This window comes from Cryobacterium sp. SO2, assembly GCF_026151165.2.
Taxonomy (GTDB): Bacteria; Actinomycetota; Actinomycetes; order Actinomycetales; family Microbacteriaceae; genus Cryobacterium.
Genome location: NZ_CP117849.1, coordinates 160405 through 186783, shown reverse-complemented (window position 1 = coordinate 186783; position 26379 = coordinate 160405). Strand labels below are relative to the sequence as shown.

Below are 26379 nucleotides of genomic sequence, written 5' to 3'. Positions count from 1 at the left end.
CGGTTTTCCGGACGCCGCGCGCCCGCGGCGCATCCGTGACCAAGTCGTTGCTTGACACTGTCTCGTCGTCGACATATATTCTTCACCAGTCGATTAAAACGATTCAACTACTCCCCATCCTTCAGCGCCGAAGAATAGGTCACGTCAATGACGATTAGCTCCGGCACGTCCGGTCCCGCCGCCCTCCAACTCCGCAACGTGGCCAAGTCTTTCGGCCCCGTCGTGGCCCTCGCGTCTGCCGACCTCACCGTGCAGATGAACTCGATTCACGCCCTGGTCGGCGAAAACGGCGCAGGCAAGTCCACGCTCGTCAAGATCATCGCCGGGCTCTACCAGCGCGACGCCGGTGAGCTCCTGCTGCGCGGCGAGAGCGTCGACTTCACCTCGACGGCCCAATCCAAGGCGGCCGGCATCGCCGTGATCTACCAGGAACCGACGCTATTCCCCGACCTGTCGGTGACCGAGAACATCTTCATGGGGCGTCAGCCCACCAACCGGTTCGGGCGTATCGACCGCAAGCGGATGCGCGCCGAGGTGGAGGAACTCTTCGCCAGGTTGGCCGTGCGGATGGACCCCGATCGCCCCGCTGAGGGCCTGTCGATCGCTGACCAGCAGATCATCGAGATCTCCAAGGCGATCTCGCTGGATGCCCGGGTGCTCATCATGGACGAGCCCACCGCGGCCCTCAGCGGCGTCGAGGTCGACCGGCTGTTCGCGGTGGCCCGCAGCCTGCGCGACGAGGGTCGGGCGATCGTCTTCATCTCGCACCGCTTCGACGAGGTCTTCGCACTCTGCGACACCATCACGGTCATGCGCGACGGCCGCTACATCTCCACGGACGCCATCGACGACACCAGCGTGAACGAGATCGTGCGCCGCATGGTGGGCCGCGACATCACCGACCTCTTCCCCAAGCAGGAAGCGGTCATCGGCGAGACGGTCCTGGACGTGGCCGGCCTCACCTCCGCCGGAGTGTTCCACGACATCACCTTCTCGGTGCGCAGCGGCGAGATCGTGGGCCTGGCCGGACTCGTGGGCGCCGGCCGCAGCGAGGTCGCCAGGGCCGTCTTCGGGGTGGACGTCTACGATTCCGGCACCGTCACGATGGCCGGGCGCCGGGTACCGAAACACAATCCGGTGGCGGCCATGAACCTGGGCCTCGCCCTCGTGCCGGAGGATCGACGCAAACAGGGTCTGGTCATCGACTCGAGCGTCGCCCGCAACACAACGATGTCGATCCAGCAGACGCTCACCAAGGCCGGCCTGATCTCCGCGGCCGCCGAGAACGCCGCCGCCCGCATCTGGGCCAGCCGCCTGGAGGTGAAGACCAACGCCCTCGACGCCGTCGCCGGCACACTCAGCGGCGGAAACCAACAGAAGGTCGTGCTGGCGAAATGGCTGGCCACCGACCCGCGGGTGCTCATCATCGACGAACCCACCCGCGGCATCGACATCGGCACCAAGGCCGAAGTGCACAGGCTGCTCTCCGAGCTCGCCGGCCAGGGCCTGGCGATCCTCATGATCTCCTCCGAGCTGCCCGAGGTGCTCGGCATGGCCGACAGGGTGCTCGTGATGTGCGAGGGACGCATCACCGCCGACATCAGCCGCAGCGACGCCACCTCTGAGACCGTCATGTACGCCGCGACCCACGCAACGGAGCACTCCAAGTGACCACACTGACACCCACCAGGGGCGAGCCGGCCGTGCGCCTGCTCAAGTCCTTCATCGGCGCCCGCGAGACGAGCATCCTGCTCGCCCTGATCGTGGTGATCGTGGCCGCGACGGCGGTCAACCCGAACTTCATCTTCAGTTCAGACGGCTGGCGCGACCTGCTGCTGACCCCGGCCATCCTGATCCTTGTGGCCATCGGCCAGGCGATCGTGATCATCACCCGCAGCGTCGACCTCTCGGTGGGGTCGGTGCTCGGGCTCACCGCCTACCTGACCGGCCGGCTGTTCATCGATATCCCCGGCATTCCGGTCGTGGCGGTCTTCGTCGCCGGCATCGTGTTCGGCGGGCTGCTCGGGCTCATCAACGGCGCACTCGTCGCCTTCGCCCGGGTGCCCGCCCTGGTGATCACCCTGGGCACGCTCTATGCCTATCGGGGCATCAACGTGCTGTGGGCCGGGAGCGACCGGATCAACGCGTCGGACATGCCCAAGGACTTCCTGGCGCTGGGCACCGGTTCACTCCTGGGGATCCCGCTGCTGACCCTGATCGCCCTGGTGGTCTTAGCCGCCGCCGGCTGGTACATGCGCAACACCAGGGGTGGCCGCGAGTTCTACGCGATCGGCTCCGAACCTGCCGCCGCCGAGCTCTACGGGCTCAAGGTGACCCGGCGCATCCTGATCGCGTTCATCGCCTGCGGCAGCCTGGCCGGTCTGGCCGGTGTGCTCTACGCCGCCCGGTACGGCACGATCAATTCCCAGGCCGGCAGCGGATTCGAACTCGACGCGGTCGGCGCGGCCGTGATCGGCGGTGTCGCCATCTTCGGCGGCAGCGGAACCGTCTGGGGTGCCGCCCTCGGCGCCGCCCTGCTCCTCACCATCAACCGGGCCCTGCCGATCCTGGGCGTGCCCGACTTCTGGCAGCGAGCCGTGGTGGGCGCCCTCATCATCGGCGCCATCGTGCTCGACCGCATTCTGGCTCTCCGACAATCGCGCAAGCTCCGGGAAGAAAGGGACGACGCCCATGAGTGACACGACAGTCGCCGGCACCGCCGCCACCCGCACCTACCGCGACTACGGGCACCCGCTCTGGCGCCGCCTGCTCCTCACCAGGGAGAGCGCGGTGATCGTCCTGCTGGTGATCGTGATCGTGGTCGCCATGCTGCGGGTGAACAACTTCGGCAGCCCCCTCACCATGACCTACCTGCTGCTGGACGTCGCCCCGATCCTGCTCATCGCCCTGCCGATGACCCTCATCATCATCACGGGTGAGATCGACCTGTCCGTGGCCAGCATGGTCGGGCTCAGCAGCGTGCTCGTCGGGATCCTGCACCAGGGCGGCCTGAGCGTCCCCGTCGCCGGGCTCCTCGCCGTTCTGGTCGGATGCGTCGGCGGGGCGATCAACGGATTCCTGGTCACCGTCGTCGGCCTGCCGTCACTGGCCGTCACCATCGGGTCGCTGGCGCTGTACCGCGGGTTGGCGGTCGGCCTGCTCGGCACGACGGCCGTCACCGACTTCCCCCAGTTCTGGACCGACCTGGCCAAGTCGAAGATCACCGGAACGGCGGTGCCCAGCATCATGATCCCCTTCGTGATCCTGCTGGTGATCTTCGCGCTGCTGCTGCACTTCACACCGTTCGGACGCGGCATCTACTCGATCGGCCAGAGCTCGGAGGCGGCGACCTTCTCCGGCGTCAACGTGAACCGCACCAAGTTCATCCTCTTCGTGCTCGCCGGCGCCGTGTCGGCACTGGCCGGCATCTACTACACGCTGCGATTCGGCAGCGCCAGGGGCGACAACGCCACGGGCCTCGAGCTGCAGGTGATCGCCGCGGTGCTGCTGGGCGGGGTCTCCATCTTCGGCGGCCGCGGCGCCCTGCACGGCGTGATCGCCGGGGTCCTGCTCATCGGGGTCCTCGGCAGCGCTCTGCGCCTCGCCAACGTGACCGCCGACGTCATCAACATCATCACCGGAGTGCTCCTCGTGCTCTCCGTGGTGTCAACAAGCTTTCTGGTCTGGTTGCAGAACACCGTGCAGCGGGCCGGAAGATCCAGAAAGGGCAGGGGCGCCGCACCATCGGCGTAGTTCCGCAATCGCACAGCCCAACACTCACCGCATTGAAAGGAAGAACAATGATGTTGTTTCGCACCCACGGCACCCGGAAGGGCCGCACGGCGGCCATCGCCGCCGTCGCCCTGAGCCTCGCTCTCGTCGCCACCGGCTGCTCGTCAGACACCAGCTCCTCCGGAGGAACCGATGAGGCCGGCGGAGACGCCAACCTTGCCATCACCTTCCTGCCCAAGAACCTGGGCAACCCGTACTTCGACACCTCCGACAACGGTGGCAAGACGGCCATCGACGAGTTCGGCGGAACCTACGCCGAGGTCGGCCCCGTCGAAGCCACGCCGGACGGCCAGGTCAGCTACATCAACACCCTCACCCAGCAGGGAGTGGGAGCGATCGTCGTGTCGGCCAACGACCCCAAGGCCATCGGCGGTGCCCTGACCGAGGCGCGTGACGCCGGAGTCAAGGTCGTCACCTTCGACTCTGACACCGACCCTGAGTACCGCGACGTGTTCATCAACCAGGCCGATGCCGAGGGCATCGCCAAGGTGCAGGTGGACCTGATCGCCGAGCAGATCGGCGACGCCGGCGAGGTCGCCATCCTCTCGGCATCGGCCAACGCCACGAACCAGAACGCCTGGATCGAGCTGATGAAGGACGAGCTGGCCACCAACCACCCGAACATCACCCTGGTCGAGACCGTGTACGGCGACGACGACGACCAGACATCGTTCGACAAGACGGCGGCGCTGCTGCAGAGCCACCCCAACCTCAAGGGCATCATGTCGCCCACGACCGTCGGAATCGCGGCCGCGGCCCGGTACCTGCAGACGTCTGAGTACAAGGGCACCGTGGCGCTCACCGGCCTCGGCACCCCGAACCAGATGCGTGACTACGTCGAAGACGGCACCGTCACCTCCTTCGCACTGTGGAACCCGGCTGACCTGGGCTACCTGGCCGCCTACGCGGCCAAGGCTCTCGTTGAGGGCACCATCACCGGCGAAGACGGCGACAGCTTCGACGCCGGCGAACTGGGCGAGTTCACCGTGGGCGCCGACGGCGTGGTTCTCCTCGGCGACCCGTTCGTCTTCGACAAGGACAACATCGGCGACTTCGACTTCTAGCCGCGCTCACAGAGGTGGGCCGTCGCAGCCGTGGCGGCCCACCCTGACATCCAGTTCCACCAGCGATCACAGAGAAGTGACCACCTCATGACGACGTTCGATTCCATCACCCCCCAACTCGCCACGCAGGCCATCGAACTGCCCTCCTGGGCATTCGGTAACTCCGGCACCCGGTTCAAGGTGTTCTCCACCCCCGGTACCCCCCGCACCATCCAGGAGAAAATCGCGGATGCCGCCACCGTGCACCGGCACACCGGCCTGGCCCCGTCGGTGGCACTGCACATCCCGTGGGACAAGGTCGACGACTACGCCGCCCTGCGGGACTTCGCCGGCGAGCGCGGGCTGGCCCTCGGCACGGTCAATTCCAATACCTTTCAGGACGACGCCTACAAGTTCGGCAGCCTCACCCACACGGATGCCGCTGTGCGCCAGAAGGCCATCGACCACCACTTCGAGTGCATCGACATCATGCACGCCACGGGGTCGCAGGACCTCAAGGTATGGCTGGCCGACGGCACCAACTATCCCGGCCAGGGCGACATCCGTGGCCGCCAGGACCGCCTCGCCGACTCGCTCGCGAAGATCTACGCCCGCATCGGCGAGAACCAGCGCCTGGTGCTCGAGTACAAGTTCTTCGAGCCCGCTTTCTATCACACCGACGTGCCCGACTGGGGAACCTCCTACGCCCAGGTCTCGGCCCTCGGCGAGCGCGCCCTGGTCTGCCTGGACACCGGCCACCACGCCCCCGGCACCAACATCGAGTTCATCGTCGCGCAGCTGTTGCGGCTCGGCAAGCTCGGCTCGTTCGACTTCAACTCCCGCTTCTACGCCGACGACGACCTCATCGTCGGCGCCGCCGACCCGTTCCAGCTGTTCCGGATCCTCTACGAGGTCATCCGCGGCGGCGGCTTCGGCCCCGACTCCACCGTCGCCTTCATGCTCGACCAGTGCCACAACGTCGAAGACAAGATCCCCGGCCAGATCCGGTCGGTGCTGAACGTACAGGAGATGACCGCCCGCGCGCTGCTCGTGGACCGCACCGCACTCACCAGCGCTCAGGACGCCGGCGACGTACTCGGCGCGAACGGCATCCTGATGGATGCCTTCTATACCGATGTGCGCCCGCACCTCGCCAACTGGCGGGAGACCCGCGGGCTGCCGGCCGACCCGATGGCCGCCTACGCCGCATCCGGCTACCAGGAGGCCATCGCCGCCGACCGCGCCGGCGGCCAGCAGGCCGGCTGGGGCGCCTGACCTGCACCAACTGTTCCCAAAACGGACAAGTGCGTCCGGCGCACCGGGCGCAAATGTCCGGATTGGCAACAGTTGAGCCCCCGTTTCCGACCCAGAGAGAGAAAGTTTCGCCATGACCAACCCCACTGCCGCAGAGCTCATCGCTCGCTCCAACCGGCTCGGCGCCGACCCCCGCAACACCAACTATGCCGGCGGCAATACCTCCGCGAAGGGCACCGAGATCGACCCCGTCACCGGTGAGACCATCGAGCTGCTCTGGGTGAAGGGCTCCGGCGGCGACCTCGGCACCCTCACCGAGGCCGGGCTGGCCGTGCTGCGGCTGGACCGGATGCGGGCCCTGGTCAACGTTTACCTCGGTGAGGACCGCGAAGACGAGATGGTCGCCGCGCTCGACTACACATTGCACGGCAAGGGCGGCGCGGCGCCGTCGATCGACACCCCCATGCACGGGCTCGTCGACGCCGCCCACGTCGACCACCTGCACCCGGATGCCGGCATCGCGATCGCGACCGTCGCCGACGGTGAGGCCCTCACCGGCACGATCTTCGGCGACCGCGTGGTCTGGGTGCCCTGGCGCCGCCCCGGTTTCCAGCTGGGCCTGGACATCGCCGCGATCAGGGCCGCCAATCCGCAGGCCATCGGCTGTATCCTCGGCGGCCACGGCATCAGCGCGTGGGGCGACACCAGTGCGACCTGCGAGGCCAATTCGCTCTGGATCATCACCACCGCGACCGCCTACATCGCCGAGCACTCCATCGCCGAGCCCTTTGGCGCGGTGCTGGCCGGCTACGGGCCGCTGGCCGAGGCGGAACGCCGGGCCAAGGCCGCGGCTCTCGCTCCGGTGCTGCGCGGCCTGGTCTCCACCGACAGCGCCAAGGTGGGCCACTTCACCGATGCGCCGGAGGTGTTGGACTTCCTCTCCCGCACCGAGCACCCGCGCCTGGCCGCGCTCGGCACCAGCTGCCCCGACCACTTCCTGCGCACCAAGGTGAAGCCGATGCTGCTCGACCTGCCGGCCGACGCCTCGGTCGAGGACTCGATCGCGCGCCTGCAGGAGCTGCACGAGGCCTACCGCGCCGACTACCAGGACTACTACGACCGGAACGCCGTGGAGGGCTCCCCCGCCATCCGCGGCGCCGACCCGCTCATCGTGCTCATCCCCGGCGTGGGCATGTTCAGCTACGGTGCGAACAAGCAGACCGCCAGGGTCGCTGGCGAGTTCTACCTCAACGCCGTCAACGTCATGCGCGGCGCCGAAGGGCTCTCCAGCTACGCGCCGATCGACGAGGCCGAGAAGTTCAAAATCGAATACTGGGCCCTCGAAGAGGCCAAGCTGCAGCGGATGCCGAAGGCCAAACCGCTGGCCACCCGCGTCGCCCTCGTCACCGGAGCGGCGTCCGGTATCGGCAAGGCCATCGCCACCCGGCTGGCCGCTGAGGGAGCCTGCGTCGTCATCGCCGACCTCGACCTGGCCAAGGCGCAGGCCGCCGCCGCCGAGATCGGCAGCGAAGACGTGGCGATCGGCGTGCAGGCTAACGTCACCGACGAGGCCCAGGTGCAGGCATCCGTGGACGCCGCCGTGCTCGCCTTCGGCGGTCTCGACCTGGTCGTGAACAACGCCGGCCTGTCGCTGTCCAAGTCGCTGCTCGAGACCACGGTGGCCGACTGGGACCTGCAGCACAATGTGATGGCCAAGGGCTCGTTCCTGGTCTCGCGGGCGGCTGCGAAGGTGCTCATCGACCAGAAGCTGGGTGGCGACATCATCTACATCTCGTCGAAGAACTCGGTGTTCGCCGGGCCCAACAACATCGCGTACTCGGCGACCAAGGCCGACCAGGCGCATCAGGTGCGGCTGTTGGCCGCTGAGCTCGGCGAGTACGGCGTGAAGGTCAACGGCATCAACCCCGACGGGGTCGTGCGCGGCTCCGGCATCTTCGCCGGCGGCTGGGGCGCCAAACGCGCCGCGGTCTACGGAGTGAAGGAAGACGACCTGGGCAAGTACTACGCCCAGCGCACGCTGCTCAAGCGCGAGGTGCTGCCCGAGAACGTGGCCAACGCCGTGTTCGTGCTCTGCACAAGCGACCTGAGCCACACCACCGGCCTGCACATCCCCGTCGACGCCGGCGTCGCCGCCGCCTTCCTCCGGTGACCACGGTCGGCGGCGGGGGCAGCGGCACCGTCGCGGCGGTCGACCTCGGCGCGTCGAGCGGCCGGGTCATGCTCGGCGAGGTCGGCCCCAACCGGCTCGACCTGCACTCGGTGGCCCGGTTCCCGAACAACCCGGTGCGCACCATCGACGGGCTGCACTGGAACATCCTGGAGCTGTACCGCAACGCGCTGAGCGGGCTGCAGGCCGCGGTGCGCGAAGCGCCGGGGCTGGCCAGCATCGGCATCGACTCCTGGGCCGTCGACTACGCGCTGCTGCGCGGCGACCGGGTGCTGGGCACCCCGTTCCACTACCGGGACGGCCGCAACCCGGCCGGCGCCGCGGCCACTCACGCCCTGGTGCCGCCGGCGGAGCTGTATCGCCAGAACGGCCTCCAGGTGCTGCCCTTCAACACGCTGTACCAGCTGGCCGCCGACCGGGCGGCCGGCGACCTCCAGGCGGCGGACGGCCTGCTGCTGATCCCCGATCTGCTCGGCTTCTGGCTCACCGGCCGCCGGGTCGCCGAACGCAGCAACGCCTCGACCACCGGGCTGCTGCACGCCGTCGGCGGCACATCCGCCGGCTGGAACGACGCTCTCATCGCCAGGCTCCAGCTGCCCCGCGCCCTGTTCCCCGACCTCGTCTCGGCCGGCGAGCCGATCGGGGCGCTCCTGCCCGGCGTAGCCGCTGAGATCGGGCGCGACAGTCTCGAACTCGTCGCGGTGGGATCGCACGACACGGCCTCCGCCGTCGTCGCGGTGCCGATGCTCACCGACGACTGCGCCTACATCTCCAGCGGCACCTGGTCGCTCGTGGGTGTGGAGCTGCCGTCGCCCGTGCTCACCGAGGCCAGCCGGGCCGCGAACTTCACCAACGAGGGCGGGGTCGACGGCCGGGTGCGCTACCTGCGCAACGTGATGGGACTGTGGCTGCTCAGCGAGTCGATCCGCAGTTGGGAACGCGGCGGCGAGCAGATCGACCTGGCCGCCCTGCTCGCTCAGGCGGCCGCGCTGCCGGGCCCCGGCATCCTCTTCGATGTCGACGACGCCCGGTTCCTGCCACCGGGCGACATGCCGGAACGCATCAGCGACTACTGCCTCGAGCGCGGCATCCGCCCGCCGGGCAGCCGAGCCGAGCTTGTGCGCGTCATCGTGGAGAGCCTCGCCGCCGCATACGCCCGCGCACTCCGCACCATCACCGAGCTCTCCGGGCAGGTCGTGCGCACAGTACACATCGTGGGCGGCGGCTCGCAGAACGACCTGCTCTGCCAGCTCACCGCGAACCACACCGGGCTGTCGGTGCAGGCCGGCCCGATGGAAGCGACGGCCATCGGCAACATCCTGGTGCAAGCCCGCACCCAGGGATACGCGACCGGCAGCCTGGAGAGCCTGCGTGCCCTGGTGCAGCAGGCGTTTCCGCCGCGGAGCTTTCGCCCGGAACCGTCCGGACGGGTTCCGCACGATAACATTTCACCCTAGGCAGAGCGACGGAAACGGCGGGCACGGGTGGACCTTCACGACATCGTCTCGATGCTCAGCGAGATCTTCACGATCGTCGGCCTGCTCGTCGGCATCCCGCTCTACATCGCCGGCCTGTCGATGCGCGGCTTCGGCGGCCGCTGGGAACAGACCGACGGCGTCATCGCCCAGACCGCGCAGGGCCCGGTGATCCGCTGGTTCGACACCACCGGTGACGTGCACGAGGCCCTGGCCGACAGCCACGAGTCGGCCGACCTCGACCCGGGTGATGACATCACGGTGTGGTTCCGCCCGCGCTCTCCCGCGCGCTGCCGCACCCACTCGCCCGACCACGACGGCAAGGCCCTGCGTCTGACCGGGCTGATCCTGACCGGAATCGGGGTCGGCTCCGCGATCCTGGGGATCGTGCTGCTCTTCGTCTGAGCCCCGCTCGGTCCTGGGAGAAACCGGGTTGTCTAAAGGCCCTCTGCGGCCGATCATGATTCCGGACCCGCTCAATCACGGGACCCACCGAGATGCAGAACCCCCATACAGAGAGGTATGCCATGGACAAGATCATCATTCTCACCGGAGACGCCGCAGAGACCCTCGAGGTGTTCTACCCGTACCAGCGCCTGCGCGAGGCCGGCTACGAGGTGCACATCGCCGCACCGGAGAAGAAGAAACTGCAATTCGTCGTGCACGACTTCGTCGACGGCTTCGACACCTACACCGAGAAGCTCGGCCACATGTGGGAGGCTGACATCGCGTTCAAGGACGTCGACCCCGCGGACTATCTGGCCGTCGTGGTTCCCGGCGGCCGGGCGCCGGAGTACATCCGCAACGACGAAGACGCCAAGCGCATCGTGCGGCACTTCTTCGAGATCAACGCCCCCGTCGCCGCGCTCTGCCACGGCCCCATGCTGCTCGCTGCGGCCGGGGTGCTGCACGGACGCACCTCGTCGGCGTACCCGGCCCTGCAACTCGACGTGGAGCTGGGCGGCGGCACCTTCGAGAACGGCGCGGCCGTGGTGGACGGCGACCTGGTCTCCGGGCGCGCCTGGCCCGACCACCCCGAGTGGATGCGCGAATTCATGAAGCTCCTCGACGATGCCCGGGTGCAGAGCCGGCCAGTGGAGGCCGTCGCCACCGCGTAGCCTGTACTGTAGGCACGCGATTCGCGCGTGCGGCGAGGGGATGCCCGTGGACACCACACTGCTCCGGCGTTTTGTCGCCGTCGCCGAAGAGCTGGACATCCCCCGCGCCGCGAAGAACCTCAACGTGTCGCGCACGACGCTGATGAAGTCCGTGGCCGCGCTGGAAAACGAGTTGGGCGTTGCACTGTTCGAGCCCGCCGCCGACAACCCGTACCTCACCGAGGCCGGCATCGCCCTGCTCGCCGAGTCCAAGGGACTGCTCGCCCACATGCCGCCGGCCGGCGGTCCGTCGCAAGGTTCCGGCAACAGTTCGGGCACCGGCGGCGGCAAGGCCAAGGCGTCCAAGGGCCGCGGCCGCGCTCCCGCGGTCAAGGGCCAATCGGCGCCTGGCAAGCGCCGCCAGTCCCGCTGAGCCGAAATTTCGGGGTAGCTTTCGCCGCTCGGGCTGGCTAGGCTGTGTGGTCAGACCACATAGAACACCGCACGTCAGACCCGCGGCACGTCAGACCCACAGCACGTCAGACCCACAGCCCGCCAATGGAGGAGGACACCGTGACCGTCGACGACCGCCGCGCCTGGGAGACCGTGCTCGCCCACATCGAGAACGACCTGCTCTGGGGGCGGCTGAAGCCCGGTGACCGGCTCCCCGGCGAGCGCGCCCTCGCCGCCGACCTCGGGGTGGGCCGCTCGAGCGTGCGTGAGGCCATCCGGGTGCTCGAAGTGCTCGGGCTGGTGCGCACCAATGTGGGCTCCGGTCCCACCGCCGGTGCCATCATCGTGGCCCTGCCCGGTGGCGGCATGAGCGCCCTGATGCGCCTGCAGGTCGCGGCCCAGGGCTTCCCGGTGGCGGACATCGTCAAGACACGCCTCATTCTCGAGACCGCGGTCGCGGCCGAACTCGCCGAGGCCGTGCTCTCCGCCGCCCTCCTGCACCCCGACCGGCTCGACCCGGATCTCACCCGCTGCGTGCAGCTGCTCGACGCGATGGATGCCGACGGACTCACCGAAGACGAGTTCCTGGCCCTCGACGCGGCGTTCCACCTGTCGCTGGCCGAGGCCTGCGGAAACCAGGTGGTCATCGCCACCATGGCCGGGCTGCGCACCGCCATCGAGGGCTACGTGCGGGCCGGCGTGACCCGGCTGACCTCCTGGAGCGCCACCTCGGTGCGGCTGCGCGCCGAGCACCGGGGCATCCTGGCCGCGATCGAGGCCGCTGACCCGGCCGAAGCCCACTCCCTCGTGCACGCGCACATCTCCGGCTACTACGCCGAGACCCGGCTCCACCCCGTTTCGTAAAGACTGACCCCGTTCGCACTGACCCAGCCGACCCAACGCCGAGAACAGGACCCACCCATGGTTGACCGCCGCATCCCCAAGATCAAAGACCTCGCCCCGCTGATGCAGTTCAAGGTGCCGGAGCTGAACGCGAAGAAGCGTCGGCTGGATGCCGCGCTCACCATCAACGACCTGCGGGCCATCGCCAAGCGGCGCACCCCCAAGGCCGCGTTCGACTACACCGAGGGGGCCGCCGAGGGTGAGATCTCACTGCAGCGCGCCCGCCAGGCCTTCGAAGACATCGAATTCCACCCGTCCATCCTGCGCGACGTGTCCACGGTCTCCACCGGCTGGGACGTGCTCGGCGCCCCCGTGGCCCAACCGTTCGGCATCGCTCCCACCGGCTTCACCCGGATGATGCAGACCGAGGGCGAAATCGCCGGCGCGCACGCCGCCGCGAAGGCGGGCATCCCGTTCTCGCTGTCGACCATGGGCACCACGGCCATCGAAGATGTGAAAGCGGCCAACCCGCAGGGCCGCAACTGGTTCCAGCTCTACATGTGGAAGGACCGCGACCGGTCGATGGCCCTCGTCGAGCGCGCCGCCGCGGCCGGTTTCGACACTCTGCTCGTGACCGTGGACGTGCCCGTGGCCGGCGCACGCCTCCGCGACAAGCGCAACGGCTTCTCCATCCCGCCGCAGCTCACCCTCGGCACCGTGGTGAACGCGTTGCCCCGGCCGGAATGGTGGATCAACTTCCTCACCACGGAGCCGCTCGCGTTCGCGAGCCTCGACCGCTGGAGCGGCACCGTCGGCGAGCTGCTCGACACCATGTTCGACCCCACCGTGACCTTTGAGGACCTGGCCTGGATCAAGGCGCAGTGGCCGGGCAAGGTGGTCGTGAAGGGTGTGCAGAACCTCGCCGACGCAAAAAAACTCGCCGACCTCGGCGTGGACGGCATCACCCTCTCCAACCACGGCGGCCGGCAGCTCGACCGGGCCCCGATCCCGTTCCACCTGCTGCCGAGCGTGGCCCGCGAGGTGGGCAACGACCTCGAGGTGCACTTGGACACCGGCATCATGAGCGGCGCCGACATCGTGGCCGCCGTGGCCCTCGGCGCCCGGTTCACCATGATCGGCCGCGCCTACCTGTACGGCCTGATGGCCGGCGGTGAGGCCGGAGCGGACAGGGCCATCCAGATCCTCTCCGACCAGGTTGCCCGCACCATGCGGCTGCTGGGCGTGAACGCGCTCGAGGAGCTCGAACCTGCTCACGTGACCCAGCTCACCCGGCTCGGCCGCATCGACCCGCTGGCCGCGCAGGCCGTCGAGGCGCTGCCCGGCCGGCTGTAGGCGCAGGTCTAGGCGGCGCCGAACTCCTCCAGCACGGCGGCGAGCTGGTCGACCGCCCAGTCCAGGTCCTCGGCCGAGACCACCAGCGGCGGGGCGAGGCGGATGGTGGAGCCGTGGGTGTCCTTGGCCAGGACCCCGCGCTCCATCAACGCCTCGCAGACCGCGCGGCCGCTGGCCAGCGCCGGGTCGATGTCGATGCCGGCCCAGAGGCCCGCGCCGCGCACCTCGAGCACGCCGTGCCCGACCAGGCCGAGCAGCCGTTCGTGCAGGTGCGCGCCGAGGTCCCTGGCGCGCTGCTGGTATTCGCCGGTGGCCAGGAGGTTCACCACGGCCAGGCCGACGGCGGCGGCCAATGGGTTGCCGCCGAAGGTGGAGCCGTGTTCGCCCGGACGCAGCACGCCGAGGATGTCGGTGTTGCCGACGACCGCGGACACCGGCACGATGCCGCCGCCGAGGGCCTTGCCGAGCAGGTAGAGGTCGGGTACGACGCCGGCCTGCTCCACGGCGAAGGTGGCTCCGGTGCGGCCGAGGCCGGACTGGATCTCGTCGGCGATGAAGAGCACGTTGTGGCGGCTGGTGATCTCCCGCACCGCCGGCAGGTAGTCGGCGGGCGGAACGACGATGCCGGCCTCGCCCTGGATGGGCTCGAGCAGCACGGCCACGGTGTTCTCGTCGATGGCGGCCTCGAGCGCGCCGGCATCCCCGTAGGGAACGGTGCGGAACCCGGGGGTGAAGGGGCCGAAGTCGGCGCGTGCCGACTCGTCGTCGGAGAAGCTGATGATGGTGGTGGTGCGGCCGTGGAAGTTGCCGCCGGCCACGATGATGTTCGCCATCCCCGCCACGACGCCCTTCACCCGGTAGCCCCAGGCGCGGGCGACCTTGATGCCGGATTCGACGGCCTCGGCGCCGGTGTTCATCGGCAGCACCATGTCCTTGCCGGCCAGTTTGGCCAGCGCGGTCACGAACGGGCCGAGCTGGTCGTTGTGGAACGCCCGGCTGGTGAGGGTGATGCGGCCCAGTTGGGCGCGCGCGGCATCCAGCAGCACCGGGTTGGAGTGGCCGAAGTTGACCGCGGAGTACGCGGCCAGGCAGTCGAGGTAGCGCTTGCCGTTGATGTCCGTGACCCAGGCGCCGTCGCCGGAGGCGACCACGACGGCCAGCGGGTGATAGTTGTGCGCGGCGTGCTCATTCTCGAGCGCGATCGCCGCGGTCTGGTCGGTCAGGCCCACCTGGGCGGCCAGGCCGGTCGCATCGGTCAGGGCGCTCATCGGCGCAGCTCCAGAGTGCAGCACTTCACGCCCCCGCCACCGAGCAGCAGCTCGGACAGATCGACGCCGATCGGGTTGTAGCCGCGCTCGCGCAATTGGCGTTCGAAGTCCTTGGCCCTCGCGGCGATCACCACGTTGTAGCCGTCGGAATAAGAGTTGAGCCCGAGGATGGCGGCATCCTCTTCTGTGACGATGATGGCGTCGGGGTAGCGCTGGCGCAGGATCGCCAGGCTGGCCTCGTCGAACGCGCTGGGCAGGTAGGCGATGTTCGTGTCGTCGAGAACGGCGATCGCGGTGTCGAGGTGGTAGAAACTCGGGTTGACCAGCGTGAGGGTAATCACCGGACGACCGTAGATCGTCGACACCTCCTCGTGGCTGTTCGAGGCGCTGCGAAATCCGGTGCCGGCCAGGATGACATCGCCGACCAGGAGGAAGTCGCCCTCGCCCTCGTTGATCTCGACGGGCTCGCGCACATCGAAGCCGTTGGCGCCGAACCAGTCCATGTAGGCCGGGCCTTCCGGCTGGCGCTGCGGGTAGGTGAACTTGGCGCCGTACGCGATGCCGTCGATGACGAATCCGCCATTGGCGGCGTAGACCATGTCGGGCAGGCCGTCGATCGGGTCGATCAGGTGCACGTCGAAGCCGAGGCCGACATAGGTGTCGTACAGGGTCTGCCACTGGGCCACGGCCAGGCTGGTGTCGGTGGGCAGTGCCGGGTCCATCCACGGGTTGATCCGGTAGACGACCGTGAAGTAGTCGGGCTTGCACATCAGGATGGTGCGGGTGACCGGCGTGCGAACGGGCGCGACTGTTGCCGCAGACTCGTTCGGGGTGGCCGCGAGATCTATTGACACGGGAGCTCCTCTGTTGGCGCTCCGCCGGCGGGCGCGAGGCGGAACGCGGGTGGATGGCGGACCAGGTCGCTCTCGTGAGCCCGGAACGATCGATGGCACCGATCGAACAGGGACGCCGCTTCTAGTGTCACACAGCACGAATCAACGTTTCATGCGAATCGGCGCAGGGAACGCGCGTTGCCACCGAGGTCCGCGCAAGTTCGCCGCGTACACTGATCAAATGGACAACCTCGATCGCGGCATTCTCGACCTCCTCCGCCAGAATGCCCGTGCGGGCTACGGCGATATCGGGTCGGTCGTCGGCCTGTCGGCCTCTGCCGTGAAGCGTCGGGTTGACCGGCTCGTCGCCGACGGCGTGATTCGCGGTTTCACCATCCAGGTGGACCCGGCCATCGACGGCATGAGCACCGAGGCCTACGTCGAGCTGTTCTGCCGCGGCACCGTCGCCCCCGACGAATTGCTCCGCATCCTCTCCGGCGTGCCGGAGGTCGTCGACGCGGGCACCGTCACCGGCAGCGCCGATGCCATCGTGCACATCAGGGCTCGCGACATCCCGGGCCTCGAGGCGGCCCTGGAGAAGGTGCGGCTGGCTCCGAACGTCGACCACACCCGCAGCGCGATCGTGCTCACCCGGCTGATCCACCGCGGTCCGGAGTAGCCCGATGGCGCCCTCCCTCAGCCTCCAGGTCGACCCGGATGCGGCGACACCGCCGTTCGAACAGATCCGCGTGCTGGTGATCGAGGCCGTGCGCTCCGGCGCCCTCGCCCCCGGTGACAAGCTGCCCACAGTGCGCCGGCTGGCCGAGGAACTGGGCCTGGCGCCGAACACCGTGGCGCGCAGCTATCGCGCCCTGGAGCAGGACGAAGTGATCGAGACCCGTGGGCGGCTCGGCTCGTTCGTCGCGGCGACCGGGGATGCGACGCACCGGCAGCTGCAGCTGGCCGCGGTCTCCTACGCCGACCGGGCGAAGTCGCTCGGGGTGGGCTCGGACGAGGCGCTGGCAATCGTGCGGGCGGCGCTGGGGCTGCCCGGCTGACCTGCTCAGGCCCCGCTGAGTTCGACCAGCACGGCGTCCAGACGCCGCTGCCGCGTGGCATCCGTCTTGGCGGTGTCGATGGCGAGCACGTGTCGACGCTGGTTGCTGAAAGAGAGCCTGTCGAAGGCCGCTCGAGCGGCCGGGTCTGCGGCGAGAGCGGCGGTGAGGGCCGCCGGCTCCTCGACGGTGCGGGGCTGGTCGTCGAGCTCGATCGTCACGTCTACCTCCTCGCCGCCGGCGACACCGGCCTGGGCGCGGTTCTCGGCGCTCAGCGCGATCATGTACTTGCCCCGGTACGGGGCGACCGAGCTGCGGTAGCTGTGCCCGTTGATCGTCACCGTGATGGCGTGGCGCTTGCCCGGGCCGAGGCCCGCCACCACCTCCTCCGGCACCGGGATGCCGGTTGCGGTCTGGCCGGATTGCTCGATGACGGCGCGAAAGTCCATAGTCCGAGTATGCGGCCGGCGCCGGGCGGCGGCAACCGAGCGCCGAGTTGCGGCAAAACGCCCCTTCAGCGCACCCGAAGGGGACTTTTACGGCAAGTCGGCGAATATTCAGGCGGTGCGGTAGTGGTCCGCCAGGCGGGCCAGGCCCTCGTCGAGGGTGACCGACGGGGTCCAGTGCAGGTCGGCGCGGGTGCGGCGCTGGTCGAACCAGTGGGCTGTGGAGAGCTGTTCGGCGAGGAAACGGGTCATCGGCGGTTCGTCCTCGCCGGGGAACACCCGCCAGGCGGCCTCGATGAGCGAACCGGCTGCGCGGGCCACACCGGCGGGAACACTCCAGGCCGGTGCCGGCACGCCGGCGGCAGCGCAGATGCCGGCCAGCAGCTCCGCCACCGGCCGGGGTTCGCCGTTGGTGACGACGTAGGCGTTGCCGTGCACGGCATCCACCCGCTCGAGGGCGGCCGCAATGGCGGCGGCGGCATTGTCGATGTAAGTGGTGTCGATGAGGGCGGCGCCGTGGCCGAGCAGCGGCAGCCGTCCGGCCCTGGCCCGTTCCACGATGCGCGCGATCAGCTGGGTGTCACCGGGGCCCCAGACCAGGTGCGGCCGCACGGCGACGACCCGCAGCTCCGGCGAATCGGCGGCGAGGGCCAGCAACTCGGCGGCGGCCTTGGTGCGGGCGTAGTCGCCGCGGGCCTGCGCCGGGTCGGCGGGCAGCGCGTCGCTGCCCGTGATGGAGGCACCGGAGTGCGCCACCGACGGCGACGACACGAACACCAGACGATTGACCCCGGCGGCGCGGGCCGCGTCGATCAGGGTGCGGGTGCCGCCCACGTTCACGGTGTCGAACTCCGCCGGCGGCCCGGCCAGCGAGACCTTCGCGGCCAGGTGCACGACGGCGTCGACACCGGCGACGGCCTGGGCGACCTCGGCCGGTTCGGTGATCGAGCCCAGCACATCCGTGGCGCCGGCAACGCCGCTCGACCGGCGCTGGAAGCAGCGCACCTCGTGGCCGGCGGCGATGATCGCGGCCGCGACGGCTCCGCCGAGGAAACCGCTCGCGCCCGTGACGAGCACCTTCACGACTGTGCTTCCCTCACGGCTGTGTCAGCCTCGCGCCGGTGAGGATGCCGTGCGCCCAGCCGGCCAGACGGGTGCGGTCGATCTTCGAGTTGTGGCGGATGTCGGTGGGCAGGTGCGGCACGACGAGAACGGCTGCGATCCGCTGGCCGGCGACCATCCGCACGTCTTCGGCCACGGCCGGGTCGGCGAGCCCGACGCGGCCGGCCGCGGGGATCGTCTCGACGACGATGACGATCTGCTGGTTGCCGGAGGGGCCGACGCCCACGGCGGCGGCCCTGGCCACGTTCGCCAGCGCCGACACGGCGATCTCCGGGCCGACGGGGGTGACGACCCCGTGCGGCGTGGTGATCACGTGCGGCAGCCGGCCCTCGACCCAGAGCCGGCCGGCGGCATCCAGGTGCCCGACGTCGCCGGTGCGGTGCCATCGTTCGCCGGGGGTGACCTCGCGGGTGGCGGCCAGGTCGGTGAGCCAGAGCCTGTCGTAGTGGTCCTTGACATGCGGGGCGGAGACCACGATCTCGCCGGTGACGCCGGCGGCCTCTGACAGGGCGCCGACGGCGGCGCCGGACTCGTCGAGGGCGCTGATGCGCACCCGGGTGGTCGCGGCGGGGCGGCCGACGCAGACTCCACCGGGGCCGCGCGCCACGTCGTCGCGGGCGGCCTCGCGGATGCCCTCGAGCGTGATGTCGGTCATCAGCAGCCCCTCGGTCATGCCGTAGGGGGTGTGGGCGCTGGCGCCGGGCATGAGCGCGGCCGCCGACGCGAGCAGCGGCTCGGACACCGGGGCGCCGGCAGAGAGGAAGCTCGTCACACCGGCCAGGGCGGCACGGTCGGCGGGGCCCAGGTCGCCCTGGGTGGCCACGACGTTGGCGAGCGCTGCCGGAGACAGGAACACGACAGTGGCGTCGATCGCGGCCACTGCAGCAGCGACGGCCGTGGCGGTGAGGGTCTTGGGCGCGGTGACGTCCATGTCTGGGGTCACCGAGCGCGCACCCAGCGCCGGGCCGAGCAGCGCGAACGGTGCGAAACCGGCGACCAGACCGGTGCCGCGGCCGACGCCGTACTGGTCGTGCAGCGCACGGCTCACGGCGGCCAGCTGGCCGTGCGTGTAGACGACGCCCTTGGCGGGGCCGGTGGAGCCGGAGGTGAAGAGCACCGCGGCCACGTCGGCAGGCTGCGGCGGGTCGGGCAGTTCCAGGTCGCGGCCGAGCGAGATGAGGTCGGCGAGCGCGTAGGACACGCCGAGCGCACGGCGGCTCGCGGCGGGAAGCCGGTTGGTGGAGATCTTCTGGCCGGGCCAGCCGAGCGCGCGCGCAGCCATCAGGCCGGGGAGAGCGCCGATGACGTGGTCGGGGCGGGCGCCACGCACGGCGCGAGTGAGACCGGTGAGGCCGAGACCCGCGTCGGCGACGACGACGATCGCGCCGATGCGGAGGCAGGCGTAGAGCACCGCAGTGAGGTCGGCACTGGGCGGCACGAGCAGGGAGACCCTGTCGCCGCGGCGCACACCGACCTGGTGCAGGCCGGCCGCGATCTCGTGTACCCGGCGGGAGAGCAGCCGCCAACTGACGATCCGGGGCTCGTCACCCGAGGCCGGAGCCATGTCGATGAGGGCGGTCTCGTCGCTGTCCTGGAGCTCGTCGAGGTAGTGCCAGAGGGGCCGGGTCTTGAGTTCGACCTGCGGGGTCTCGACAAGCTCGACCAGCGGCCCCGACGCATCCGTGCCGAGCCAGGTGAGTGCGGCGCCCGCGTAGTCGACGTCCTCGGCGATGAGGTGGCCGGCGCCTTCGAAGCGGTGCACATCGGCATGCGGGAGCCGGTCGATGAGGTCGTCGAGGTACCGGTCGCTGAAGATCGGGTCCCGTGGGCCCCACAGCATGAGGGTGGGCACAGTGAGGGAGCGCAGGGCGTCGGCGATGCGGTCGAGCTCCGCGTGGCTGTCGTGCCGGGCATCCACGGGGATGTCGGCGACGAACCCGCCGATGCCGCCGCGGCGGGCGCTGCTGCGGTACGGCGCCCGGTAGGCGTTCTTCACGTCGGTGGCGAGGGCTGGATGCCCGAGCGCAAGGGTGGTGTCGAGGAACGCGGGGGTCAAGACGGTGCCGGCGCTGAGCATCCCGCGGGCGAGCGCGAGGCGCAGCGGGGCCGGGATGGGTTCGGTGTCGTTCTGGTGGATGGCCGTGTTCAGCAGCATGACCCGCGCGAGGTGTTCGGGGTGGTCGACGGCCCAGCCCAGCGAGACCACGCCGCCCCAGTCATGGCCGAAGGTGACGACGGTGCCGGTGAGGCCGAGGGTGCGGGTGAGGTCGTCGAGGTCCTGCACGCGCCGGGCGAGCGGCCGGGCGACGCCGGTGCGTTCGGAGTAGCCCATGTCGAGCTGGTCGACGGCGAGGATGCGCCAGGCCGGCCCTCCGGCGGCGGCGACCGCGGTGGCCTGGGCCACCAGGTCACGCCAGAGGTAGGACCAGGTGGGGTTGCCGTGCACGCACAGCACCGTGCCCACCGGCTCGGCGCCGAGCGCGGCCAGCTGGTCCCCGTTGTCGAGGAGGTGCCAGGCGTGGCTGGTGTCGCTGCCGCTCTCCACCACGTCCACGATGCGCGACCAGTCCGGGTCGAGCCCGGGAAGGCCGCTGGGGGGAATGCTCGCCGGAGCCGGAGCCGTCGCAGGACGCGGCAGCCGGTAGCTCACCACTGGATCTCCATCATGGCCGTGTTCAGGCCGGAGCCGACGCCCATCAGCAGCACCCGGTTGCCGGGTTCGAGGCGGGCGGCCTCCTCCGACAGGGTGATCGGGATCGAAGCAGGGCCGACGTTGCCGTAACCGGGGTAGGTCAGCGGAACCCGGGTGCGGTCCAGGCCGGTGGCCTTCACGATGGCGTTGGTGTGCACGTCGGAGACCTGGTGCAGGATGTACCGGTCCATGTTCGACCAGCTCCAGTCCCGCTTGGCCTCGGTCCAGGCCGACACGACCAGTTCCATGCCGCCCTTGAGCAGGGCCTTCGCGTCGGTGAACATGCCGTCGACGCTGCCGACGCAGAGGTCGTTGAACTGGGTGGCGGCGCGGGTCACGCCGCCGAGGATGCGGTGGCCTTCCGGATGCGCGTCGGCCCGGCCGAGCACGGCGGCGGCGGCGCCCGAGCCCAGGGTGAGGCTGGCGAACTCGCTCATGAAGTCCTTGCGGCCGATGTCGGGCCGGCCGAGACGCTCGATGGTGTTGGTCTGGATCTCGTCGGCGTCCTCGCCGTCGATGATCACCGCGTACTTGATCTGGCCGGAGTCGATGAGCTGGGCGGCCAGGGTCATGCCGTTGACGAAGCCCAGGCAGGCGTTGGCGATGTCGAAGTTCGTCGCAGAGGAGGGCAGTCCGAGGCCGTGGTGGATGCGCACAGCGACCGACGGCTCCAGGTGCTTGCGGGTGACCGAGGTGTTGATCATCAGCCCCACCTCGCTGGGGTCGACCCCGGCCTCGGCGAGGGCACGTTTACCCGCGGAAACGGCCGCGTCGTCGAACGCCTGGCCTTCGGCCCAGTTGCGGCGTTCGTGCACGCCGGCCACACGCTGCAGGAGCCCCTTGGGCAGCCGAAGCCGTTTGAGCGCCGGCTGCAGGCGCCGGTCGATGTCCTCAGACGTCGTGATGCGGGGGGCGATCGTGGTGGCGACCGACAACAACGCGACATTGCGGTGCATCGTCGTTGCGTTTCCGTCCAACGGGGTCCCCTGTCGAGTTATGAGTGGCGACAAATCATGTCCTATCGATTTTCTCTCAGAAGTCTGAGTGGCAACCGTGCGGTAGCTGATACCCGCAACGACCGCTCGTTCCCTGGATTCCGCCACGGCTACCCTCCATTATCAGCCCTTTCTCCGGGCATGTCGGCATTGAGACCGGTGTACCGCGTTTAGGCGGTTCAGGCCAGACGCGCGGGCCCCGGTCTGGCGAGGGCCGCCGCCGCCAGGAAGCACACTCCGCCGACGATGGTGCCGCCCGTGGCCCAGCCCGCCATGAGCTCCTGCCCGGTCGCCGCGACTGGGAACGCCCCGATCGCCGCGACGCCGAAGGCGACGGAGCCGAGCAGGTTCAGCCACGTGCTGCGCCAGGTGCGCGCCTTGGGATCCCAGAGCGCATCCCGCCCGGTGGTCGCCACGACGGCGAGGATTCCGGCCACCAGGAAGCAGACCGAGCCATAGGCATCCGGCCGCCAGCCGGTGCGGGATGCGCCGCCGAGGCTGGCCGTGAGGGCTGCCGCCGTGCTCAGGTTGAAGAAGAGGGTGCCGGCGAATTGGATGGCCGCGGCCCACCAGTCGAACCGGTCCGGCCGGTTGGTCGCGGCGCGCGGAGGGCGCCGGCCGCTGAGGTTGAGTTGGATGTACGCCGCCACCGTGAAGAACACCGAGCCGATAAAGAAGGTGGCGTTGTCGACCGTGGATCCCAACGCCTGCAGGTATCCGGGCACGGCGCCCACGATGAACAGGGCCGATCCGACGATGAATCCCCACGCTTCGCGGCGCAGGCGGAGGTACTTCGGTGCCGCCACTGGATCACCTCGCCTCCGACCGCAGCCATTATGGCGCTAGATGACCTCATCCGTGAGGGTGCTCGGGTTGCCGAAACGGTGGGCGGTGATCGAGATGGCCTGTTCCCGCAGGAACGGCAACAGCTCGACCCGACCGGCCTGGGTGACCGGCTGGGCGTAGACGGCGATGTCGGGGCTGCCGCCGAGCGCATGGGCCAATGCCGCTGCCTCGGTGGCGTCGGCCAGCGGGTCGCTGCCGACCAGGCGCACCCGGCTGGTGGAGATCTCGCCCGCGGCGGCCCTGGCCAGCCAGCCCGCATCGGTCTCGATGATCACCTGGATGCCCCGCGGCGCCAGCACGGCGAGGACCCGCTGTGGCACCTCCAGGGCGCTGGAGACCACGAACTTCGACTTGGACAACAGGCCGGCGGCGACCACACGCAACAGGAGCGCGAGGTTGCCGTCTTCGCCCAGGCGCACGGTGACGGGCAGGGGCAGATACCGGAACAGGTTGCGCTCCAGCCCGAGGGCGGAGACATCGGTCACGGTGTTGAATTCCTCCCGCCAGGCAAGCGCATCGCTCAGGGCCGAGCGCCGGAGCACGTCGAAGTCCTCATAGGGCAGCGACGGCTGGGAGGCCTCGATCAGGTCGGTGATCCGGTCTTCGAGTCCCCGCAGGTGCAGGGTGGAGCTGTTGCGGCCAGGGTCGGTGACCCAGCCGCCCAACCCGAAGAGGTAGTTGGGTCCGCCGGCCTTGTTGCCCGGTCCCACAGCGGAGCGCTTCCAGCCGCCGAACGGCTGGCGCTGCACGATGGCGCCGGTGATGCCCCGGTTCACGTAGAGGTTGCCGGCCTGCACGGTGTCGACCCATTCGGCGATCTCGTCGGCGTCGAGGGAGTGCAGCCCCGCGGTGAGCCCGTAGTCGACGGCGTTCTGGTAGCGGATGGCCTCCGCCAGCGTGCGGGCGTGCATGACGCCGAGCACGGGACCGAAGAACTCGGTGAGGTGGAAATAGGAGCCGGGGGCGACGCCAGAGCGGATGCCCGGCGACCACAGTTGCCCGACGCCGGTTTCCAGCGGGTCGTCGAGCAGTTTCGGTTCGACCAGCCACCGTTCGCCGGCGCCGAGCTCGGTGAGCGCGTGCAGCAGTTTGCCGGCGGCAGGCTCGACGATGGGGCCCATCTGACTGGTGGGATCGGCGGGACGTCCCACGCGCAGGGAGGTCGCGGCATCCACGAGCTGGCCGAGGAACCGGGTGGACCTGGCGACCGACCCGACGAGGATGACCAGGCTGGCGGCGGAGCACTTCTGGCCGGCGTGACCGAACGCGCTCTTGATCACGTCAGCGGCGGCCAGGTCGAGGTCGGCGGACGGGGTGACGATGATGGCGTTCTTGCCGCTGGTCTCGGCCAGGAGCGGCAGGTCTTCGCGCAGCCCGCGGAACAGCTGCGCGGTCTCGTACGCTCCGGTGAGGATCACCCGGTCCACGCCGGGGCTCGCGATCAGCCGGCTGCCGAGGGTGCGGTCGGGCAGGTCGACGATGGCCAGCAGGTCCCGGGGCACGCCGGCCTCCCAGAGCGCTTCCACGAGAACGGCGCCCGTGCGTTGGGCGAGGGTGGCGGGCTTGATGATCACGCCGGACCCGGCGGCCAGGGCGGCGAGCACCCCTCCGGCGGGGATGGCGACGGGGAAGTTCCACGGCGGTGTGACCACCGTAAGCCGGGCGGGCACGAACGTGGCGCCCTGCACCCGGTCGAGGTCGCGGGCGCGTTCGGCGTAGTAGTGCGCGAAGTCGATCGCCTCGCTCACTTCGGGGTCACCCTCCGCGATGGTCTTGCCGGTTTCGGCGGCCATTACCTCGATCAGGCGACCCCGGTTGGCGGCGAGGGCCTGGCCGGCCCGGTGCAGCACGGCGGCGCGTTCGGCGCCGGTCTTCCGCCCCCAGACGGCGGCGGCATCGGTGACAGTCGTGATCACCTCGTCGAGCCTGTCGGCGTCGTCGATGCGGGCCTGGGCGATGGTGTCCGCACCCAGGCGGGAGTCCTCGACGCGGGCGAGGATCTCGCGCCCCCAGGCCCGGTTCGCCGGGAGGGACGGGTCGGTGTCGGGTTCGTTGTGGAAGCCGCCCAGCACCGACAGGCTCCTGGACACCGACCCCCGGGTGAGTCCGAGAACCATGGCGGTGAGGTTGGGGTCGTCGTCCGGAGCCGGCGGCGTGGTCAGTGCGGGCGTATCAGTCTGGCCGGGCGCCGGTTCGAGGGGGACGACGACCGAGCGGTCCTGCCGCCGGTTGGGCGCCGGCGCCTGGATGACGCCGCGCTGCATGGCTGCGCCGGATTCCAGGGCGGCCAGCGAGGCGAGGAAGCGCTGCTTCTCCCGGTCGAACAGGGCGGGGGTGTCGACTAGTTCGAAGACGGCGGACATGAAGTTGTCGTCACTGGCGTTCTCTTCGAGGCGGCGGATCAGGTAGCTGATGGCCACGTCGAACTCGGCGGGGTTCACCACCGGCGTGTACAGCAGCAGCCGGCCCACGTCCTTCTTCACCGCTTCGGCCTGGCTCGTGGCCATGCCCAGGAGCATTTCGAATTCGATGCGGTCGTCCACGCCGCGTTGCTGGGCGAGGAGGTAGGCGTAGGCCACGTCGAACAGGTTGTGGCCGGCCACGCCGATGCGCACGGCGTCGGTGTTCTGGGGGGTGAGCGCCCAGTTGAGCACCCGCTTGTAGTTGGTGTCGGTGTCCTGCTTGCTGGCGTACGTGGCCAGCGGCCAGCCGTGCACGACAGCGTCGACGTGCTCCATGGCAAGGTTGGCGCCCTTGACGATGCGCACCTTGATGGGGGCACCGCCGCCGGCACGGCGCGCATGGGCCCACTGGGTGAGGTCCTGCAACGCGCCGAGCGCATCCGGCAGGTAGGCCTGCAACACGATGCCGGCTTCGAGGTGCTGCAGGGCCGGCTGGTCGAGGATGCGTTCGAAGACCGCGATGGTCAGGTCCAGGTCCCGGTACTCCTCCATGTCGAGGTTGATGAACTTGGGGCTCGGCGACGCTGCGGCCAATTCATAGAGCGGGGTCAGGCGTTCCACGACCCGGTCGACGGCCTCGTCGAACGCCCACATCGAGAGTTGACTCACGATCGCGGAGACCTTGATCGACACGTAGTCCACGTCATCGCGGGCGAGGAGGTCGCGGGTGCCATCGAGGCGGCGCAACGCTTCCTTCTCGCCGAGCACGGCCTCGCCGAGCAGGTTGATGTTCAACCGGTTGCCGGATGCGCGCAGGTGGTCGATGGCCGGACCGAGCTTCTCCGGTGTGGCATCCACCACCAGGTGCCCGACCATCTGGCGCAGGACCTTGCGCGCTGCCGGGATGACCACCCAGGGCAGCACAGGGCCCATCACACCGCCCACGCCGATGGCGCCGCGGAGCACAGGGGGAAGGAAGGCCGGTGCCAGTTTGGCGACCCGTTGCAGGTTGTAGCCGGCCACCATGACGTCTTCCGGACGCATCACACCGTCCACGAAACCCACCGTGAAGTCCAGTCCGTTCGGGTCCTTCAGCACCCCGGCCAACCGCTCCGCAGACTGGTCCGCGGGGATCGTGGCGCTGTCGGCCAGCCACTTGGTGACGAGGTTCACGACCTCCGCACCGAGGTCCTGCTGCACGTTCGGAGTGGGATTGGTCATG

Annotated in this window: 22 protein-coding genes; 14 read left to right on the top strand and 8 right to left on the bottom strand. The window is 69.6% G+C overall.

The genetic code is table 11. The features are described from left to right. Positions 1 to 147: 147 nt before the first annotated feature. The 12 genes from BJQ94_RS00850 to BJQ94_RS00795 all read left to right on the top strand — a co-directional run bounded on the left by BJQ94_RS00850 (position 148) and on the right by BJQ94_RS00795 (position 13498). On the top strand, positions 148 to 1671 hold the full coding sequence (locus BJQ94_RS00850; RefSeq protein WP_265397689.1) for a sugar ABC transporter ATP-binding protein: 1524 nt from the start codon (positions 148 to 150) through the stop codon (positions 1669 to 1671). A gap of 5 nt (positions 1672 to 1676) precedes the next feature. After that, positions 1677 to 2699 carry an ABC transporter permease gene (locus BJQ94_RS00845; RefSeq protein WP_265397711.1) on the top strand — a complete coding sequence of 341 codons (1023 nt, stop codon included), beginning with the start codon at positions 1677 to 1679 and terminating at the stop codon, positions 2697 to 2699. Beyond that, positions 2692 to 3753, top strand: a complete 1062-nt coding sequence (locus tag BJQ94_RS00840) for an ABC transporter permease (RefSeq protein WP_265397688.1) — start codon at positions 2692 to 2694, stop codon at positions 3751 to 3753. Before BJQ94_RS00845 ends, BJQ94_RS00840 begins: the two co-directional genes overlap by 8 nt. A 50-nt stretch (positions 3754 to 3803) precedes the next feature. After that, positions 3804 to 4856 (top strand): rhamnose ABC transporter substrate-binding protein, encoded by a 1053-nt coding sequence (rhaS, locus tag BJQ94_RS00835; RefSeq protein ID WP_265397710.1) that lies wholly within the window; start codon positions 3804 to 3806, stop codon positions 4854 to 4856. Between the two features lie 87 nt (positions 4857 to 4943). After that, a complete protein-coding gene (gene rhaI, locus BJQ94_RS00830; RefSeq protein ID WP_265397687.1) occupies positions 4944 to 6110 on the top strand; it encodes an L-rhamnose isomerase in 1167 nt (388 codons plus the stop codon). A gap of 112 nt (positions 6111 to 6222) precedes the next feature. Continuing rightward, entirely contained in the window at positions 6223 to 8259 is a 2037-nt protein-coding gene (locus BJQ94_RS00825) for a bifunctional aldolase/short-chain dehydrogenase (protein WP_265397686.1), read from the top strand. After that, a complete protein-coding gene (locus BJQ94_RS00820) occupies positions 8256 to 9734 on the top strand; it encodes a rhamnulokinase family protein (RefSeq protein ID WP_265397685.1) in 1479 nt (492 codons plus the stop codon). The genes BJQ94_RS00825 and BJQ94_RS00820 overlap by 4 nt, the downstream gene beginning before the upstream one ends. 27 nt (positions 9735 to 9761) lie before the next feature. After that, positions 9762 to 10157, top strand: coding sequence for a sortase (locus BJQ94_RS00815; protein WP_265397684.1), 396 nt, complete (start codon positions 9762 to 9764; stop codon positions 10155 to 10157). A gap of 122 nt (positions 10158 to 10279) precedes the next feature. Further along, complete coding sequence (locus BJQ94_RS00810) at positions 10280 to 10870, top strand: DJ-1/PfpI family protein (protein ID WP_265397683.1); 591 nt, start codon at positions 10280 to 10282, stop codon at positions 10868 to 10870. 46 nt (positions 10871 to 10916) lie between these two features. After that, entirely contained in the window at positions 10917 to 11282 is a 366-nt protein-coding gene (locus BJQ94_RS00805; RefSeq protein ID WP_265397682.1) for a LysR family transcriptional regulator, read from the top strand. 140 nt (positions 11283 to 11422) lie between these two features. After that, entirely contained in the window at positions 11423 to 12166 is a 744-nt protein-coding gene (locus BJQ94_RS00800; protein WP_265397681.1) for a GntR family transcriptional regulator, read from the top strand. A 57-nt stretch (positions 12167 to 12223) separates the two neighbouring features. After that, entirely contained in the window at positions 12224 to 13498 is a 1275-nt protein-coding gene (locus tag BJQ94_RS00795) for an alpha-hydroxy acid oxidase (protein ID WP_265397680.1), read from the top strand. 8 nt (positions 13499 to 13506) lie between these two features. On the opposite strand, the gene rocD is transcribed toward BJQ94_RS00795, so the two are convergent. Further along, on the bottom strand, positions 13507 to 14766 hold the full coding sequence (gene rocD, locus BJQ94_RS00790; RefSeq protein WP_265397679.1) for an ornithine--oxo-acid transaminase: 1260 nt from the start codon (positions 14764 to 14766) through the stop codon (positions 13507 to 13509). Beyond that, on the bottom strand, positions 14763 to 15620 hold the full coding sequence (ddaH, locus tag BJQ94_RS00785) for a dimethylargininase (RefSeq protein ID WP_345893463.1): 858 nt from the start codon (positions 15618 to 15620) through the stop codon (positions 14763 to 14765). Before ddaH ends, rocD begins: the two co-directional genes overlap by 4 nt. A 220-nt stretch (positions 15621 to 15840) precedes the next feature. Here ddaH and BJQ94_RS00780 point away from each other — a divergent pair, with 220 nt between their 5' ends. Together BJQ94_RS00780 and BJQ94_RS00775 are read left to right on the top strand one after the other, a co-directional pair. Beyond that, a complete protein-coding gene (locus tag BJQ94_RS00780; protein ID WP_265397678.1) occupies positions 15841 to 16278 on the top strand; it encodes an Lrp/AsnC family transcriptional regulator in 438 nt (145 codons plus the stop codon). 4 nt (positions 16279 to 16282) lie between these two features. Then, positions 16283 to 16657, top strand: a complete 375-nt coding sequence (locus tag BJQ94_RS00775) for a GntR family transcriptional regulator (RefSeq protein ID WP_265397677.1) — start codon at positions 16283 to 16285, stop codon at positions 16655 to 16657. 5 nt (positions 16658 to 16662) lie between these two features. On the opposite strand, the gene BJQ94_RS00770 is transcribed toward BJQ94_RS00775, so the two are convergent. The 6 genes from BJQ94_RS00770 to BJQ94_RS00745 form a co-directional block, all read right to left on the bottom strand. Then, entirely contained in the window at positions 16663 to 17103 is a 441-nt protein-coding gene (locus BJQ94_RS00770) for a YdeI/OmpD-associated family protein (protein ID WP_265397676.1), read from the bottom strand. A 108-nt stretch (positions 17104 to 17211) separates the two neighbouring features. After that, positions 17212 to 18183 carry an NAD-dependent epimerase/dehydratase family protein gene (locus tag BJQ94_RS00765; protein WP_265397675.1) on the bottom strand — a complete coding sequence of 324 codons (972 nt, stop codon included), beginning with the start codon at positions 18181 to 18183 and terminating at the stop codon, positions 17212 to 17214. Positions 18184 to 18196: 13 nt separating this feature from the next. Then, a complete protein-coding gene (locus BJQ94_RS00760) occupies positions 18197 to 20872 on the bottom strand; it encodes an alpha/beta fold hydrolase (protein ID WP_265397708.1) in 2676 nt (891 codons plus the stop codon). Beyond that, positions 20869 to 21870: a 3-oxoacyl-ACP synthase III gene (locus BJQ94_RS00755; protein WP_265397674.1), complete on the bottom strand. Its 1002-nt coding sequence runs from the start codon at positions 21868 to 21870 to the stop codon at positions 20869 to 20871. The genes BJQ94_RS00760 and BJQ94_RS00755 overlap by 4 nt, the downstream gene beginning before the upstream one ends. Before the next feature lie 218 nt (positions 21871 to 22088). Beyond that, complete coding sequence (locus BJQ94_RS00750; protein ID WP_265397673.1) at positions 22089 to 22715, bottom strand: hypothetical protein; 627 nt, start codon at positions 22713 to 22715, stop codon at positions 22089 to 22091. A gap of 36 nt (positions 22716 to 22751) precedes the next feature. Continuing rightward, entirely contained in the window at positions 22752 to 26378 is a 3627-nt protein-coding gene (locus BJQ94_RS00745; protein WP_265397672.1) for a bifunctional proline dehydrogenase/L-glutamate gamma-semialdehyde dehydrogenase, read from the bottom strand. Between the last annotated feature and the right edge of the window lies 1 nt (position 26379).